Consider the following 14,896-nt stretch of genomic DNA (forward strand, 5'->3'; position numbering starts at 1 on the left):
CATCCACATGCACAAGATACTGACGATCGGCGAGATTCTCGTCGAAATCATCGCGACCGAGAAAGGTGACGGGTTCCGCCAGGCGACGCCGCTCATCGGCCCCTTCCCTTCAGGTGCACCGGCCATATTCATCGACCAGGCCGGGAAGCTCGGTCAGCCATGCGCGATCATCTCCCGCGTCGGAGGGGATGATTTCGGCACGGTCAACCTCCAACGTCTCGAGGGCGACGGCGTCGACATTTCCGGCGTCGAGGTCGATCCGCTCGCCACGACCGGCAGCGCCTTCGTCCGCTACCGGCCCGATGGCAGCCGCGCTTTCGTCTTCAACATCCGCGACAGCGCCTGCGGCAAGATCATGCTCGACGCGCGAATGACCCGGCTCGTCGGCGAATGCAGCCATATCCATGTCATGGGCTCGTCGCTCTACGCGCCGAGCGTGGTCGAAAGCATTCTCGCCGCGATCGGGATCGTCAAGGCGGGCGGGGGCACCGTCTCCTTCGATCCGAATCTTCGCCCGGAGATCCTCAAAAGCCCCGGCATGCGCGAGGCGCTGCTTACGGTGCTCGCCGAGACAGATCTCTTCCTGCCGAGCGGAGACGAGCTATTCCTCTTTACCGAAGCCAAGACGGAAGGTCAGGCGGTCGCGGAGCTCCTCGCATCCGGCATCAAAGCCGTCGTCGTCAAACGCGGCGCAGCAGGCGCCAGCTATTTCGATACCGTGACGGCGCTATCCCTGCCGGGCTTCCCTGTCGAGGAGATCGACCCGACCGGGGCCGGCGATTGTTTCGGCGCCACCTTCGTCAGCTTCTGGCTCAACGGGGCGAGCCCCCGCGAGGCCCTTGAATTCGCCGCCGCTTCCGGCGCCCGCGCCGTCATGCACTTCGGCCCCATGGAAGGCGCTTCGACACGCGCGGAACTCGAACGATTCATCAGCGAGCAACAGGCCTGATCATGCAAGAGAACTATCTCATCGACATCGCCCGGTGGAGCAAGCGTCCCGGTCCGCGCGGCATACCGTCGATCTGTTCCGCGCACCCGCTCGTCATCGAAGCCGCCATGCTGCGCGCGCGCCGGGAGAATACGCCGGTGCTGATCGAGGCGACCTGCAACCAGGTCAATCAGGACGGCGGCTATACCGGAATGACGCCTGAGGATTTCACCCGCTTCGTCGGCGCCATCGCCGACCGGATCGCGTTCCCCCGGGAGAAGATCCTGCTCGGCGGCGACCATCTCGGCCCCAATCCCTGGAAGCATCTGCCCGCCGCGGAGGCGATGGCCAAGGCAGAGGCGATGATCGCGGCCTACGCGAAAGCTGGATTCAACAAACTGCATCTCGACACCAGCATGGGATGCGCCGGCGAACCGACGGCCTTGCCCGATGCCACGACGGCGGCCCGCGCGGCGCGGCTCGCGGCCGTCGCCGAAGACGCCATCGGCGGCTGCGGGGGCGTACTCCCGGTCTACATCATCGGCACCGAAGTCCCGATACCGGGCGGCGCGCTCGAAGAGCTGGACACGCTCGAGGTGACTGCTCCCGAAGCCGCCATAGAAACCGTGCGCGTCCATCGCGCGGCATTCGAGGAAGCCGGCGCCGCCGGTGCCTTCAGCCGCGTCGTGGGCGCCGTCGTCCAGCCGGGCGTGGAATTCGGCAACGAGAACGTCATTGCCTATGATCGTGCCAGGGCCGAAAAGCTCAGCGCCACGCTGGGCCGACTTGACGGGATGGTCTTCGAGGCCCATTCCACCGATTACCAGATGCCGGATGCGCTTCGCCAACTGGTCGCCGACGGCTTCGCGATCCTGAAGGTCGGACCCGGCCTCACCTTTGCTCTTCGTGAAGCCCTCTACGGCCTCGACCAGATCGCTGCCTTTCTCTTTCCGGCCGCGCGCGAGCGGACGCTTGCCGAAGTCACGGAAGCGGTGATGCGCGAGGAACCGGCGAACTGGGGCAAATACTATCACGGCTCGGCGGACGAGCAGCGCCTTCAGCGGCACTTCTCCTATAGCGACCGCATACGCTATTACTGGCCGCATCCGAAGGCCGCTGCAGCCGTGGACGAACTCATGTCTCTGCTCGACGGCGTTGCGATCCCGGAAACGCTGATCAGCCAGTTTCTCGCCGGCAGCTACGAGCGCGTTCGCAATGGCGAGGTCGCGCCGCAGGCCAAGCCGTTGGCGCTTGCCGCCGTCGACGCCGTTCTGCAGGACTATTTCGCAGCGTGCCGGGTCTAGATCATGACGTCAGAGCGGGATGCGGGCGGAAAGCCGCGCACACTTTTCCTCAACCCGCTCTAGCGGAAGCGCCGTGATCGGTGAATATTCCGAAAGACCAAATCAGATGAGCGGGGACGCTTCGACCGTGACCAGACAGATCAAGACGATGGAGGATTTTTCGGAGTTCGTCGGACTGTCGCGCCCCACCGTCTCCAAATATTTCAACGACCCCTCATCGGTGCGCAAGAAGACACGCGACGCCATCGAGGCGGCGATAAAGCAATCGGGCTTTCGCCCGAACATCTTCGCCGTCAACCTGAACCGCCGCCGCACCAATATCCTCGGGGTCATCGTCCCCAACTCGACGGACCCGTTCTACATGGCGCTGACGCGGCGCATCGAGCATATTGCCGATCAGGCGGGGTTCCTCGCCTTCGTCCTTTCCTCGGACGGCAGGCCCGAGATGGAAGAACGGGCGATCGAAACCTTCAAGTCGATGAACGTCGCCGGCGCGATCATCGCGCCGCTCGGCGTCCAGTCGCATCACCAGAAGCTGAGCGCGCTCGGACAAAGCATACCGCTGATCTATGTCGACTCGCCGCTCGACGACAGTTCCTCCTTCGTCGGAACCGACAACCGGCAGAGCTTCAGGCTGATGGTCGACTATCTCTGCCGTTCGGGTGGCCCGCCCTGCTATCTCGGCATGCCCCCGGTCAACAACAACGCCATGGCGCGCCAGGACGCTTATGTCGAAGCCATGCGGCAGCTGAAGATGAAGCCGGCGGTCGTAGAGACGACGGCATATGCCTCCTGGGACTTCGAGAAGTTCGGCTTCGACGAGACGCTGCGCATCCTGTCCAGTGGCGGTTTCCCGACGCAAACCGTTCTTTGCGCGAACGACCGCGTCGCCTTCGGCGTCATTGCCGCCGCGTTTCAGTCCGGCCTGAAGGTCGGGCGGGATGCCGACAGCGATCTGAGGGTCGCCGGGCACGACGACCATCCCTTGTCCCGCTACACCTGTCCGCCACTGACCACGGTCGCGCAGAACTACAACGAAATCGGCAGGCTGGCGATCGAACTTCTCCTGTTCAAGCTCGGCGAGGCTTCCGGTAACGGTGAAGCCTTTCGCGACGACGAACGCATTTTGCTGAGCGCGGAGATCATGTTGCGCGGTTCGGCTTAGAACTCACCTGAACTGTGCGCATGGCGCAAGCGCGAGCGCCCCAGAGCCGGTCCACAGGACGCCCGTCAGGGCCAGGACCGTCAGAAGGCGCCCCGCGCGGATCAGGAAGGGCTGGTCGTCTCCCGGATCGGCGCAGCGAAGCGTTTGCGCGAGCTTTCCCGGAAAAGAGAAGACCAGCAAGAGTGCTCCGGCCGCGGCGAGTGTGGCCACGACGATGGATCCCGGAACGATGGTGGTCGCCCACGGCCCCGCGGCGGCGCATGCCACGGCGTGGAAAGTATAGACGGCAAGCAGATGTCCACCCCAAAGAATCGGCCCGGCCAGAAGGAAGAGAATTGCGCCGGCAATGGGTGGTTCGCGGACGGGATCGTTCATGACGCACCTATCCGATCAGTCGCGGGAAGCCGTGAATTAGTCCGAGGCCCAGCAGCGACTGGGCGACGGCGTAGTGATAGAGCAGCGCGTAGCTGTCGTAGGTCACCCGCCGTACGGCATCCAGCTTCCCGGCCAGATGCCGCGCCATCGCGAACAGTCCCATGATCAGCAGGGCGAAGACGAGTTGAGCGAAGAGAACGGCGCCGAGATAAACCATGGCTCCGTAAGCGTTCCCATTGGGGCTCAAGCCGGTCGCCAAGTGTCCCCGGAGTTCAAGTGCGAACGCACCCGTCAGGCAGGCGAGCGAAAGAAGCAGGGCGGCCGCCATTGCCAGGCGCGATGCCGAGAACATCCCCAGCCTGCGGCTGACAAGCCATAAGATACCCGAGCCGGTAAGAAGCAGCGCCGCGGACCCCAAGGGCCAGCGAAGCGGCGGTGGTTCCGGAGAACCTGCCGGGGCCCAGACCTCCGGCGAGACGACCCAGAGGAAAAGGTAGGAAAAGACATAGGCGAGATAGAGGGACGCCGCAACGAACATCAGGACCACCATCGCCCACCAGGAATGCGACGTCGGTCCGCTCATATAGGTGGGAAGGCGAACGCCCTTGGCGATTTCGATCATGCCTTTCGAAGGCCCGGGGTCGAGCCCCCAGGCCCAGACGAGGATGAAGGCGATGGCGAGGACTCCGCAGATCGTTGCGATCGTCACCATCTTGACCGTCAGCAGCAGGAAGAACGCCGCCGTGAAGACGGCCGCGAGGAAAGGCGGCCAGCCGGGGCCGGGCATCTGGATGACATATTGCGGACGGGCATGGATCGGCGAGGTCACGATCGTTTCCCGCCAGCCGGTCGGAGCGTTTGGAAGATAGTGATGGCCGTCGCGTACCTCCTGAGGGAGGCTCGGCCGATCCCAGAGCGGTTCGCGACTGGTGATGTGAGGGATGCTTCGGGTGGAGTAGACGTCGTTCGGCAGCCATTCGAGCGTGCCCGCTCCCCAAGGGTTCTCGTGAGGTCCGTTGCCGGGGCGGAACTTCGCGGCGAGATCCACCAGAAACACGAGTACGCCGGCGGCAAGCACATAGGTCCCCACGGTTGAGATGAGGTTCAGCGTGTCCCAGCCCATGTCGCCGGGATAGGTCCAGATCCGCCGCGGCATGCCTCTGAGACCGGTCAGATGCATCGGCAGAAAGGTGACGTTGAAGCCGATGAAGATCAGCCAGAAGACCCACCGGCCCAGCCGTTCAGAGAGCATCCGGCGGCTGAAGAGCGGCATCCAGTAATAGATCGCCGCAAACAGCGGGAAGACGAACCCGCCGATCAGCACGTAGTGGAAATGTGCAACCACGAAGTAGGTGTCGTGTACCTGATGGTCGAAGGGCACCATCGCCACCATGACGCCGGTAAGCCCGCCAAGGGTGAAAATGAACAGGAAGCCGAGAATGAACAGCGATGCGGTCGTTATCCGGAAGCGCTCCCTTCCCGCGGCGATGGTCGCGATCCACGAAAAGACCTGGATGCCCGAGGGAACGGCGACCGCCATGCTGGCGGCGGAGAAGAAGGCGAGGCTCAGCGCCGGAATGCCTGTCGTGAACATGTGGTGCACCCAGAGCCCGAAGCTGAAAAAGCCCGTGCCGATCAAGGCGACGACGATCAGGTGATAGCCCACGAGCGGCGTGCGGGCCATGGTCGGTACCATCATCGAGACGAGGCCCGCGGCCGGAAGGAAGATGATGTAGACTTCCGGGTGCCCGAAGAACCAGAAGAGATGCTGCCAGAGCAGCGGATCTCCCCCCAGCGCGGCGGTGAAGAAGGGCCAGCCGAACGCCCGCTCGATCTCCAGCATCATCGTCGCCAGGATCACTGCCGGGAAGGCGAACATGATCATGCTGGCGAAGATCAGCATCGTCCAGGCGAAGATCGGCATCTTGGCGAGCGACATGCCCGGCGGCCGTGTCCTCAGCGCGCCAACGACGATCTCCACCGCCCCGGCGATCGCCGAAATCTCGATGAAGCCGATGCCGAGCAGCCAGAAATCGGCGTTGTCACCCGGCGAATATTCCATGAGCGTCAGCGGCGGATACATGAACCAGCCGCCTTTCGGCGCGAGGTCGTAGAAGATGGTCGAGAAGAAAACGAGCCCGCCGACCACATAGGCCCAGATGGCGAAGGCGCTGAGGCGCGGAAAAGGCAGATCGCGCGCCGCCAGCATCTGCGGCAGCAGCATGACGCCGAGCGCCTCGACCGCCGGCACGGCAAAGAGGAACATCATCGTCGTGCCGTGGACCGTGAACATCTGATTGTAGAGGTCCTGGTCTATGAGGCGATTGTCGCCGAGGGCGAGCTGCGTGCGCATGACGACGGCGAGCAGACCGGCCATGAGGAAGAAGAGAAACGCGACGCCGATGTAGAGAAGACCGATCACCGTATTGTTGACGGCCGTCACCAGCCGCCAACCGCGCGGCGTCGCCCAGATGCGCTCCAGTTCACGGACCTCGCCTTCGGGCCGGGTATCGGGATTTGGCAGTTCCATCATCCGCCTCCGCCGCCAGTGTCGCGCAGGAAATAGAGGACGACCAGCCCCGCCAGGTAAACGCTGAGGACCGCGAAGGAGTCGTAACCCATCCTGAAGATCGTCCGGTCCCGCCGTTCGACCAGCCCGATGAAGAAAATCGCCGTGACCGTGATCGCGATCAGCGCTGCAAAGGCTTCGAAGCGCCCGGCGCCGTTCATCACCGCGTCGGCACCTCCGGTGATATCGACGATGAAAAGAAGGAAGAGATCAATGAGGTTCGTACCGAAGATATCCGACATGGCCATGGTATAGAGGCCGGCACGCGTGGCGCTGAACACCGTGCTGACTTCCGGCAGCGACGTCGCAATCGCCACGAGGACCGCGCCGATGAAGCTCTGGCCGAGTCCGGTCGCTTCGGCGATCGCATCTCCCGAACGCGACAGCAGATAGCCCGCGACGATGATGACGGCGCCGCAGCCGGCAGTCGCCCAGCCCACCTCGCGCAGCGATTTCTTCTTGCTGTCTTCGGCCTCCTTCCGCGCCCTCTCTTCCTCCTTTTCGGGCGTAACCTCCTCGTCATTCGCGATCCAGGGCTTGTCGCGCTTCGAGCGTGACAAGACCCACATGCCGAAGCCCGTGACCGCTGCAAGCAACCACATCCACACGCCCGAGAAAAGCACCGGCACGTCCCCCACCACGATCGAGGCGGCGACGATCGACAGGAGAAGGATCTTGAAGCCGCCCTGCAGCATGACGACCGGGTCGGGAATGACCGAAGTCAGTGCCTGGCGGCCGATCAGCATGTCGGCAAGGGCAAGGATCGCCACCTGCATGGCGATGCCGCCCAGGATGCTGTTGACCGCGAGACTGGCATCACCGCTGAGCGACGAGGTCACGCCTACCGCCAGCTCCGGGAGCGAAGTGATGCCGCCGAGAAGCACGACGCCGATGAAGGCCTGGCCTACGCCCGTCTTCTCGCTGATCGCATTGGCATAGCCGGTGATCCTGACGCCAGCCATCCAGACTGCCACGGCCGCCCCCGCGAAAATCGCGAGATTCAGCCAAAGTCCGAGGCCGGCGAAGTCAAGCATAGGTCACCTCAACTGGTCCAGATAGGCGGCGAGCTGCCGCAATTCGTCGTCGGTGAAGATCTCGTATGGCGGCATCAGATTTTCCGGCTTCACGTGCTGGCCGTCGCGGATCCAGCGGACGAAGGCGGCGACATCGTTCTCGAGCGTGGCAGCGGCAAGCGAGTGCCGGCTGCCCACATGCGTGAGATCGGGGCCGATCGTACCCCGGGCATCCGTGCCGCGGACCCGGTGGCATGCGGCACAGCCGGAGGAGAGGAACAGCGCCTGCCCTGCGGCCTGATCCTGTTTCGCAGCCGAGGCGTCGCCGGCCTCACCTGCCAGCCAGGAGGAAAACTGATCTTCGGGCATGGCGATCACGTGAAAGGACATGAAGGCATGCGGCCCGCCGCAATATTCCGCACATTGGCCGCGACTGATGCCGGCCTTCGTCGCTTGAAGCGTCAGCGTGTTGGTATGGCCGGGGATCATGTCGAGCTTGCCGGCGAGCCGCGGCACCCAGAAGCTGTGAATAACGTCTGCCGATGTCAGTTCCAATTTCACCGGCCGCCCGACAGGCAGCCTGATTTCGTTGGCGCTCTCGATGCGGCGACCGGTCTCGTCGACATAGGTCACCCGCCACCACCAGCGCTCGCCTACGACCTCGATGCGCAATCCGCCCTGCGAACGGGCCGCAGTGGTGCCGGGCGCCATAAGATAGAAGCCATAGCCCAGCAGGACGCTGAGAGCGAGGATCGGGAAAACGAGACCGCCACTGATGACCACCCTTTCGCCCGCGATGCGGGCACGCCAGCGCTCACCACCGAAAAGCGCGACCGCCGTGATCACGCAGACCCCGACGAGAATGGCGGTAGAGAACAGGATCAGCAACCAACTGAGCGTGCCGATGCGCTCGGCTTCCGCTCCGGAAGGATCGAGCGCGGACTGCAGCCCGGCGCAGCCCTGCAGCGCGAGAGAGCTTGCCACCGCGAAATATCGGGCGAGCCTCATCGGTTCGCCTCCGTCATCGGCGCCGTGGCGCTTCCCGGAGGCAGCGAACCCAGATAGGCGGCGACGTCTTCGATCTGCGCTTCGTCCAGTGCGCCGGCAACCGCCGTCATGATCCTCCCATAGGGGGTCCCGATCCGCCCGCCGCGCCGCCAGAGCCGTATCTGCTCCTCTATGTACTCGGCATGCTGGCCGGCGAGGACCGGAAACTGCTGCGATTGACGTCCGGAATGGCAGCTCAGGCAGGCCGGTACGCCCTGATGCGCGATGCCGCGCCTGGCTATGGCTTCGCCGCGCCTGAGTTGCTCAGGGTCAGGTGGCGCCGATTGGTTTCCGGCGGTTGGCTGAAGCGCCGAGTAATGCGCTGCCAGCTCCCGCATGGCGTCCTCTGACAGAAGGTCGGCGACCGGTTCCATGGCACCGCTCGCCCGGGCACCCTGCGCATATTCCTGGAGACTGCGCAGGAGATAGGCTTCGGGCAGTCCCGCGAGCCGCGGGACACGGTCGCCGTTCGTGCCTGTGCCTTCGCGTTCATGGCAGCGCCCGCAGGCGGTCAAGGCGCTGCCGCTCACGGATCCCTCATCTCTACTCGCCTGGCTGCGCGTGAGGCCTGCCAGGTCGGGATAATTGCCTGCCGTTGCGGGCAGGCTTGCGAGGAATGCCGTGACGGCCCAGACTTCGTCGTCGCGCCGGGTATTCGGCCATGCCGGCATGCCGGTATATTTGAGGCCGTGCTTGACGATCCAGAAGATCTCCTCCGGCGGGCGGCGCTTGCCGATGTCCATCAGATCCGGAGGCGGGGGCAGCATGCCGCTGACGATCGGATTTATCTCTTCGCCGGGCCGGTTGTGGCACGCTACGCACGCACCTTCGAAATGGGATGCCCCGAGTCGGATCATGCCATCGTCATCAAGCGGCGGAACTTCGATCGTAAAGCTTCGGTTGGCGATCGATCGTTCGCGGATCAGCGTCAGGATCCATGTCGTAATCCGCAGGTGGTCCTTGGAGGCCGCGACGTTGTAGACACCGGACCAGACGAACACGACGCCCGCGGTCACGAGCAGCACGGCGCCGACCCCGACGATTTTCGCAACGGCCGTCCAGTGAAGGTTTCTCAGGTCCACGCTGCTGCACCTGCTCTGGATCCGGCCTCGTCTTCCTCCATCGTCAAAAGCCAGCGCGCGGCAATCACGATCCCTGCGAGAACATAGGTCACAGGACAGACGACCAGCATGATAAGCCCCGCGAGCTGCTGATCGGCCAAAGTTGCGTTCAGGGTTCCAGTTGCATGCGCCGTGTGGGATGCAGCGAAAGCGGGGTAGAGCGCTCGCGGCGCGAAGACGAAGAGTACGGCGAGAAGACAATAGAGCTTGCTGGTCATCAGAAGGGCAACGATCGGTTGCCAGGAACGCTTGCCATGAAGAAGCAGGACCGCCCGCCAGAACAGGAATGCGGTCAGGAACAGGCTGGCATTCATGAGCAAATGAACAGTGGGAAATTCCAGGGCCCGCTTGAGAAATGGCGGCGCATGCCAGGCCCAGAGGGCGGCGATCTGCGCAAGTGTCGCAAGCGGCAGAGCCCACCCGGCGATTTCCCGCCGCTGCGGCCGACCCCAAGTCATTGCGACTGCAGCCAAGGGCGCGGCGAGGTTCATCAGCAGGATGTGCACTGCCATATGCGTCGCCAACGGCCCCATCACGCCCCCTAGTCCTCCGAGCGGCTGACCAAGACCCCGCCGGTCAGGTTTCAGAAAGGTCGCCGGCGCAGGCCGCCGGTCGAAACACGGCATCGAATTACTGTGTCGCAAGGCGAAACTGTTTGGGGTGCTTCATGGTTCCAATCCGCACCTCCTGTGGTTGCGTAGACGGTCGAACCGCCCGCCGCGAGCGCTCCCGGAACAAATGGGCGGGCCCGAGGTTTCAACGGTCGACCGAACAGGAGGCGCCGATGAATCTAAATTCCGCATCGACTGCCGCGACAGTCACCACCCCGGTCCATTCGTTGCTCGTGCCGTTTCCGGTCGTCTGTTTTACGCTCGCCCTTCTGACCGATATCGCCTTCTGGCAGACGGGACATATCATGTGGCAGAACTTCTCCGCCTGGCTGCTCTTTGCCGGCATCATTGCCGGCGTGATTGCTGGCGTGGCCGGTGTATTGGAGTTCCTGTTTCGAAGGGAGCGGCGTAGGCAAGGGGCGGTTTGGCTCCATGTAATCGGCTACGTCCTCGTCTTCGGTCTCGCCTTCGTCAACAACCTCGTCCATGCCGCCGATGGCTGGACGGCTGTGGTACCCTACGGGTTGATCCTCTCCGCGGCGACGGTGCTTCTGACGATCCTCTTCGCTTTGCTTGGCCGCGCCACCCTCTACAGGCAATCCGGAGTGAGCGGTTATGAATAGCTCTGCCTTCTTCCGTGCAAGATTCCTCATCGGAACCGGCGTTCTCCTCCTGGCGCTCGCAGGCTGCAGCGATGACGGCGCGGATTTCGATGTTTCGCAGCAGATCGGCCCCGATCCGGTCTTGCCGGAACCGACATCGGAACTCATGCCGGACATGAAGATCGCCGAGGTCGTCGGCTGGCAGGACGGCACGACACCGAGCGTTCCCGACAATCTCGTCATTGCCGCCTACGCGAAGGACCTTGCCAATCCGAGGACCGTCCATACGCTGCCGAACGGCGACGTTCTCGTCGTTCAATCGCGCGAACCCTCGGGCAAGCCGATAGAGCGGCCGAAGGACATGATCCGGGGTTGGATCATGTCCATGGCCCACGGCGGTGGTGCCGGCCCCGAAAAGGAAAGCAATCTGATCACGCTGCTCCGCGATACCGATCGCGACGGAACGGTGGACGAACGCCACGACCTGCTGACGGGGCTCAATTCTCCTTTCGGAGTGGCCTGGCACGACGGAACGCTTTACGTGGCTGCGGCCGATGCGATCCTCGCCTATCCCTATCAGCTCGGGCAGGCGGAGATCACCGGCGAGCCGCGGGTTCTAACACCGCTTCCTGGTGGCCCGATCAACCATCACTGGACCAAGGATCTGGCCCTCAGCCCCGACGGGCGCTACCTCTATGCCTCCGTCGGTTCCAACTCGAACGTGGCCGAGCGCGGGCTCGAGGCCGAAAAGGGCCGCGCTGCGATCTGGCAGGTAGATCGGGAAACGGGTGCGGCCCGCGTCTTCGCGTCCGGCCTTCGCAACCCGAACGGGTTGATCTTCCATCCGGAGACCGGCGTGCTCTGGACGGTCGTCAACGAGCGTGACGAGCTGGGGCCGAATCTGGTGCCGGACTACATGACCTCGGTGCAGGAAGGCGCTTTCTACGGCTGGCCATGGAGCTATTACGGCGCTCATGTGGACGAGCGGGTCCATCCGCCGCGGCCCGACATGGTCGAGAAAGCGATCCCCCCGGACTATGCTCTTTCCAGCCACGTCGCCGCCCTGGGCCTGGTCTTCTCCAACGGCTCCGCCTTGCCGGAGCCCTTCGCCAACGGCGCCTTCATAGGCGAGCACGGGAGCTGGAACCGCAGCAGCTTCAACGGCTACAAGGTCGTCTATGTCCCCTTCGAAAACGGCCGGCCGGCCGGGAAGGCTCAGGACGTCGTGACCGGCTTCATCGAAGGCGATCAGGCACGCGGTCGTCCGGTCGGCGTTGCGATCGACGGGACCGGGGCGCTGCTTGTGGCCGACGACGCCGGCAACACCGTCTGGCGCATCGCCGGAGCCGACGGCAGGGTCACGCCGAGCCCTGTCGGTACGGACGGACAGAGGAATAGCGCGGTCACCAGCGAAGCCAGTCCGCCAGCGGGTGAGACAGGTGGAACATCCGGACGGGCCGCTCCTCCCGCAACCGGTGCCACGCCTCCGGAGCCGCCGCAGACCGATGTCGCGCCGGCTACTCTGCCGAGGGCTACGGAACAGGGATCACCGGAGCCACAGCAATAATTCCCGATCTAATCCTCGGCGTCGCCGACCGTGTCGGCGACATAGGCATCGCGCTTTCCGAGCTCCTTGGGCCGCCCTGTCGTTGAATCCCTCGCCGTCTGATGTTCCAGCTCGGCATTGAGTTCAGCACCGATGATGACGATCATCGTGGATATCCAGATCCAGAGCATGAAGCCGATCAGCGTGCCGAGAGCGCCGTAGGTGGCATTGTAGTTTGCAAAATTGTCGATGTAATACGAGAACGCCAGGGACGCGACGAGCCAGCAGATCGTGCTCAGGGCTGCACCCCAGGTAAGCCACCTGAGTTTGGCCGGCTCCCGGCTAGGACCATAGCGATAGATCAGGGTGATGCCCGCCGCTACGAGCAACAGCATCACGGGCCAGCGCACGAACCTGAGGAGACCTTCCAGTTCCAGGTGGAGAAAGGCCAGCACTGCCGGCAATATGGCAATGGCCGCGATGAGGACGGCGGTTAGGATCAAACCGGCCAGCGTGAAGCCGATGCTTAACAGTGCCAGCCGGACGAAGCCACGCTTTTCCCTCTCGTCATAGGCGATATTCATCGCTTCGAAAAGGGCGCCTACGCCGTTGCGCGCACTCCAGAGAGCGAAGAGCAACCCGCCTATGAAGCCGAGGCTCAGGCTGGACGTTTCCTGGGACGTCAGGGTTTCCAATTGATCGGTCATCATTTGAAGCGACTGCGCCGGGAGCACGGTAGCGAGCAATGTAGCCTGCTCGGCGATCGCGGCCGGATCGGAAACGAGACCGTAGATGGAGACGAGCGAGCCGAGCGCTGGAAATATGGAGAGGAGCACATAAAAGGTGACGCCGGCGGCAACGAGCGAAATCCGGTCCTCGCTGATCTGTGAAACCACCCGCCAGAAGACGTCACGCAGACCCCTCGCTGGAATTTCGCCCGGGCTGTCGGCCGCGCGTCCCCTGCCCTCCTTTTGAGCCTTTTCGTCAGTTCCCCTCTTTGCATCACCGGATTTCATCTGCTCTTCCTCACGGGTTCGAAAGTCCGCCGTGCCGCTGATCGGGCTTGCCGATGGCGGGCGAACGCCGGTGGCATTCGAACACGCCAGGCGATGGCTTGTTCCTTGCGATCCCCCCTATTCGGGCGCGAAGCCCTTACTTCACGGCACGACTTATTTTCTCATAAGAAGTGCTCCATGCTCTCGTGACGCGTTTTCGGATTTGAAAAGAACTGAATCATGAAACTTGCGACGCTGCGCCACCGCCATATTTTTGTCTGCGGCTACTCCGTTTCTTCCGGCGATCGCGGGGAATGTGCAGCACGAAAAGGGAAAAGTTCGAAGTCAAAGCCTGGCCATGAAGAATTTCGTAGATGCCAATCCCGACTGCCTCGAGTTCAATGATCAATGCTCTGTTTGTTCGTTGATCGACGGAGTGGCCGAGTGCTCCTCGCCCAAGATCGCATGTGTCAAGGGGGAGTATCGTTGCACGATGAGATCGAAATAAGTGGCACCTACATTGGCGGACGAACCGGGATTTCCAGCTTGGCACCGCGTTGTCATCTCGGAATGATGCTTATTCCCCCGTCCGCCTCGAGAACAGCGAATTTGATCTGGTCGAGGCGAGCCAGACCCTGCTGCTCTCGGGCCGCGACAAGTATGTCCTCGATGTCGACCCGGGCTCTTCTCACGGCGCGTTCGTCGACCTTCCCGTCGGCGATAAGCACCGTCGGCGTGCCGTCGAGAAACAGAGCGATCTTCGGCGACCATTGCTTGACGTAGGAGAGAACGATATCGACGCCGAAAAGCGTCAGGATGAGCAATGTTGCGTTGACGATGGAGAAGTCGTCGCCGAGCAGCGCCTGCTGAGTCGTCTCGGCGATGATGAGGAGCAGCACGAAGTCGAAGGTGGTCATCTGTGCAACCGTGCGCCGGCCGGAAAGCCGGAGCGCGGCGAGGAGTATAAAATAGATCGTAATACCGCGAACGACGGAGTCCATGACGTATCTCCTAGGGCCAGACGATCGTCCGCACCTCCTTTACCGGCTCGTCATCGATACTTGCCCGGTAGGAAACGACACCCGGAGTTTGGGCACGGAGGTGCAGAGTCAGCACGAGGGGCTGCCGCGAAGCGGACCGGAAGCGGTATACCAGCCCTTCATCGCCTGCTTCAGCAGAGAGCGGTGGCGGATCCATATCCTCCACCTGAAAGCTTTTGAAGAATTCGGGCGACAAGGTCAGGCGACGTTCGTTCTCGCCGCCGGCCAATGAAGCGTTCAGCGTCTCGGAAGCCTCCCAACGGCTGAAACGGGGCATATCGACGGCGCCACCGGCGAACGTCACGGTCTGCCTCTGTAGCCAGCCCCTTGAGCCGGTAACGCCCAGGACGGCGGCAAGCAGCGTCAGTCCAAAAACGATCCATGCGACGCGCTCTACTTTCCAGAAAAACTCCTGGAACGTGCGATGCTCTTCGATCTGCAATCCGTCCGGTCGAACTGGTGGTTGATCCAAAGCTTAGACCTCGCCCTTGAGCTTTGTAGAATGGCTGAACGGGCGGAAATGTTCCGTGAACCACCCTGTATGACGGCCCGCTTCCTTGCGTCGACGTCCGCCGCAGAA

The 14,896-nt window shown here is 63.1% G+C and carries 14 protein-coding genes; 5 read left to right on the forward strand and 9 right to left on the reverse strand.

Annotation, left to right across the window (positions count from 1 at the left end; translation table 11 throughout):
* The first annotated feature begins 7 nt into the window (after positions 1 to 7).
* From ACTJKL_RS22050 to ACTJKL_RS22060, 3 genes are all read left to right on the forward strand, one after another.
* On the forward strand, positions 8 to 949 hold the full coding sequence (locus ACTJKL_RS22050) for a tagatose kinase (RefSeq protein ID WP_324763693.1): 942 nt from the start codon (positions 8 to 10) through the stop codon (positions 947 to 949).
* 2 nt (positions 950 to 951) lie between these two features.
* Positions 952 to 2,232, forward strand: coding sequence for a D-tagatose-bisphosphate aldolase, class II, non-catalytic subunit (locus ACTJKL_RS22055; protein WP_440853794.1), 1,281 nt, complete (start codon positions 952 to 954; stop codon positions 2,230 to 2,232).
* Positions 2,233 to 2,338: 106 nt separating this feature from the next.
* Entirely contained in the window at positions 2,339 to 3,397 is a 1,059-nt protein-coding gene (locus ACTJKL_RS22060; protein ID WP_275599136.1) for a LacI family DNA-binding transcriptional regulator, read from the forward strand.
* A 3-nt stretch (positions 3,398 to 3,400) separates the two neighbouring features.
* Here ACTJKL_RS22060 and ACTJKL_RS22065 read toward each other — a convergent pair whose 3' ends face one another.
* From ACTJKL_RS22065 to ACTJKL_RS22090, 6 genes are read right to left on the reverse strand one after another with little or no spacing between them, the layout of a single operon-like run.
* The gene (locus tag ACTJKL_RS22065; protein ID WP_440853795.1) at positions 3,401 to 3,772 is read right to left on the reverse strand and encodes a hypothetical protein; all 372 of its coding nucleotides are present in this window, start codon (positions 3,770 to 3,772) and stop codon (positions 3,401 to 3,403) included.
* 7 nt (positions 3,773 to 3,779) lie between these two features.
* On the reverse strand, positions 3,780 to 6,302 hold the full coding sequence (gene ctaD, locus ACTJKL_RS22070) for a cytochrome c oxidase subunit I (protein ID WP_440853796.1): 2,523 nt from the start codon (positions 6,300 to 6,302) through the stop codon (positions 3,780 to 3,782).
* Positions 6,302 to 7,375: a sodium:calcium antiporter gene (locus tag ACTJKL_RS22075; protein WP_100670263.1), complete on the reverse strand. Its 1,074-nt coding sequence runs from the start codon at positions 7,373 to 7,375 to the stop codon at positions 6,302 to 6,304. The genes ctaD and ACTJKL_RS22075 overlap by 1 nt, the downstream gene beginning before the upstream one ends.
* Before the next feature lie 3 nt (positions 7,376 to 7,378).
* Positions 7,379 to 8,362, reverse strand: a complete 984-nt coding sequence (locus ACTJKL_RS22080) for a cytochrome c oxidase subunit II (protein WP_440853797.1) — start codon at positions 8,360 to 8,362, stop codon at positions 7,379 to 7,381.
* Positions 8,359 to 9,483, reverse strand: a complete 1,125-nt coding sequence (locus ACTJKL_RS22085) for a c-type cytochrome (protein WP_440853798.1) — start codon at positions 9,481 to 9,483, stop codon at positions 8,359 to 8,361. The genes ACTJKL_RS22080 and ACTJKL_RS22085 overlap by 4 nt, the downstream gene beginning before the upstream one ends.
* Positions 9,474 to 10,055: a cytochrome c oxidase assembly protein gene (locus ACTJKL_RS22090; protein ID WP_440853799.1), complete on the reverse strand. Its 582-nt coding sequence runs from the start codon at positions 10,053 to 10,055 to the stop codon at positions 9,474 to 9,476. The genes ACTJKL_RS22085 and ACTJKL_RS22090 overlap by 10 nt, the downstream gene beginning before the upstream one ends.
* Before the next feature lie 251 nt (positions 10,056 to 10,306).
* On the opposite strand from ACTJKL_RS22090, the gene ACTJKL_RS22095 reads away from it, so the two are divergent.
* Both ACTJKL_RS22095 and ACTJKL_RS22100 read left to right on the forward strand, forming a co-directional pair.
* Entirely contained in the window at positions 10,307 to 10,756 is a 450-nt protein-coding gene (locus ACTJKL_RS22095) for a DUF2231 domain-containing protein (RefSeq protein ID WP_440853800.1), read from the forward strand.
* Positions 10,749 to 12,302 (forward strand): PQQ-dependent sugar dehydrogenase, encoded by a 1,554-nt coding sequence (locus ACTJKL_RS22100; protein WP_440853801.1) that lies wholly within the window; start codon positions 10,749 to 10,751, stop codon positions 12,300 to 12,302. The genes ACTJKL_RS22095 and ACTJKL_RS22100 overlap by 8 nt, the downstream gene beginning before the upstream one ends.
* A gap of 8 nt (positions 12,303 to 12,310) precedes the next feature.
* On the opposite strand, the gene ACTJKL_RS22105 is transcribed toward ACTJKL_RS22100, so the two are convergent.
* From ACTJKL_RS22105 to ACTJKL_RS22115, 3 genes are all read right to left on the reverse strand, one after another.
* Complete coding sequence (locus ACTJKL_RS22105) at positions 12,311 to 13,297, reverse strand: YihY/virulence factor BrkB family protein (RefSeq protein WP_440853802.1); 987 nt, start codon at positions 13,295 to 13,297, stop codon at positions 12,311 to 12,313.
* A 539-nt stretch (positions 13,298 to 13,836) separates the two neighbouring features.
* Entirely contained in the window at positions 13,837 to 14,277 is a 441-nt protein-coding gene (locus tag ACTJKL_RS22110) for a DUF421 domain-containing protein (protein WP_100670255.1), read from the reverse strand.
* A 10-nt stretch (positions 14,278 to 14,287) separates the two neighbouring features.
* Positions 14,288 to 14,788 carry a hypothetical protein gene (locus ACTJKL_RS22115; protein ID WP_100670254.1) on the reverse strand — a complete coding sequence of 167 codons (501 nt, stop codon included), beginning with the start codon at positions 14,786 to 14,788 and terminating at the stop codon, positions 14,288 to 14,290.
* Positions 14,789 to 14,896: the final 108 nt, after the last annotated feature.

Source organism: Sinorhizobium sp. 22678, assembly GCF_052044265.1.
GTDB lineage: Bacteria > Pseudomonadota > Alphaproteobacteria > Rhizobiales > Rhizobiaceae > Sinorhizobium > Sinorhizobium meliloti_A.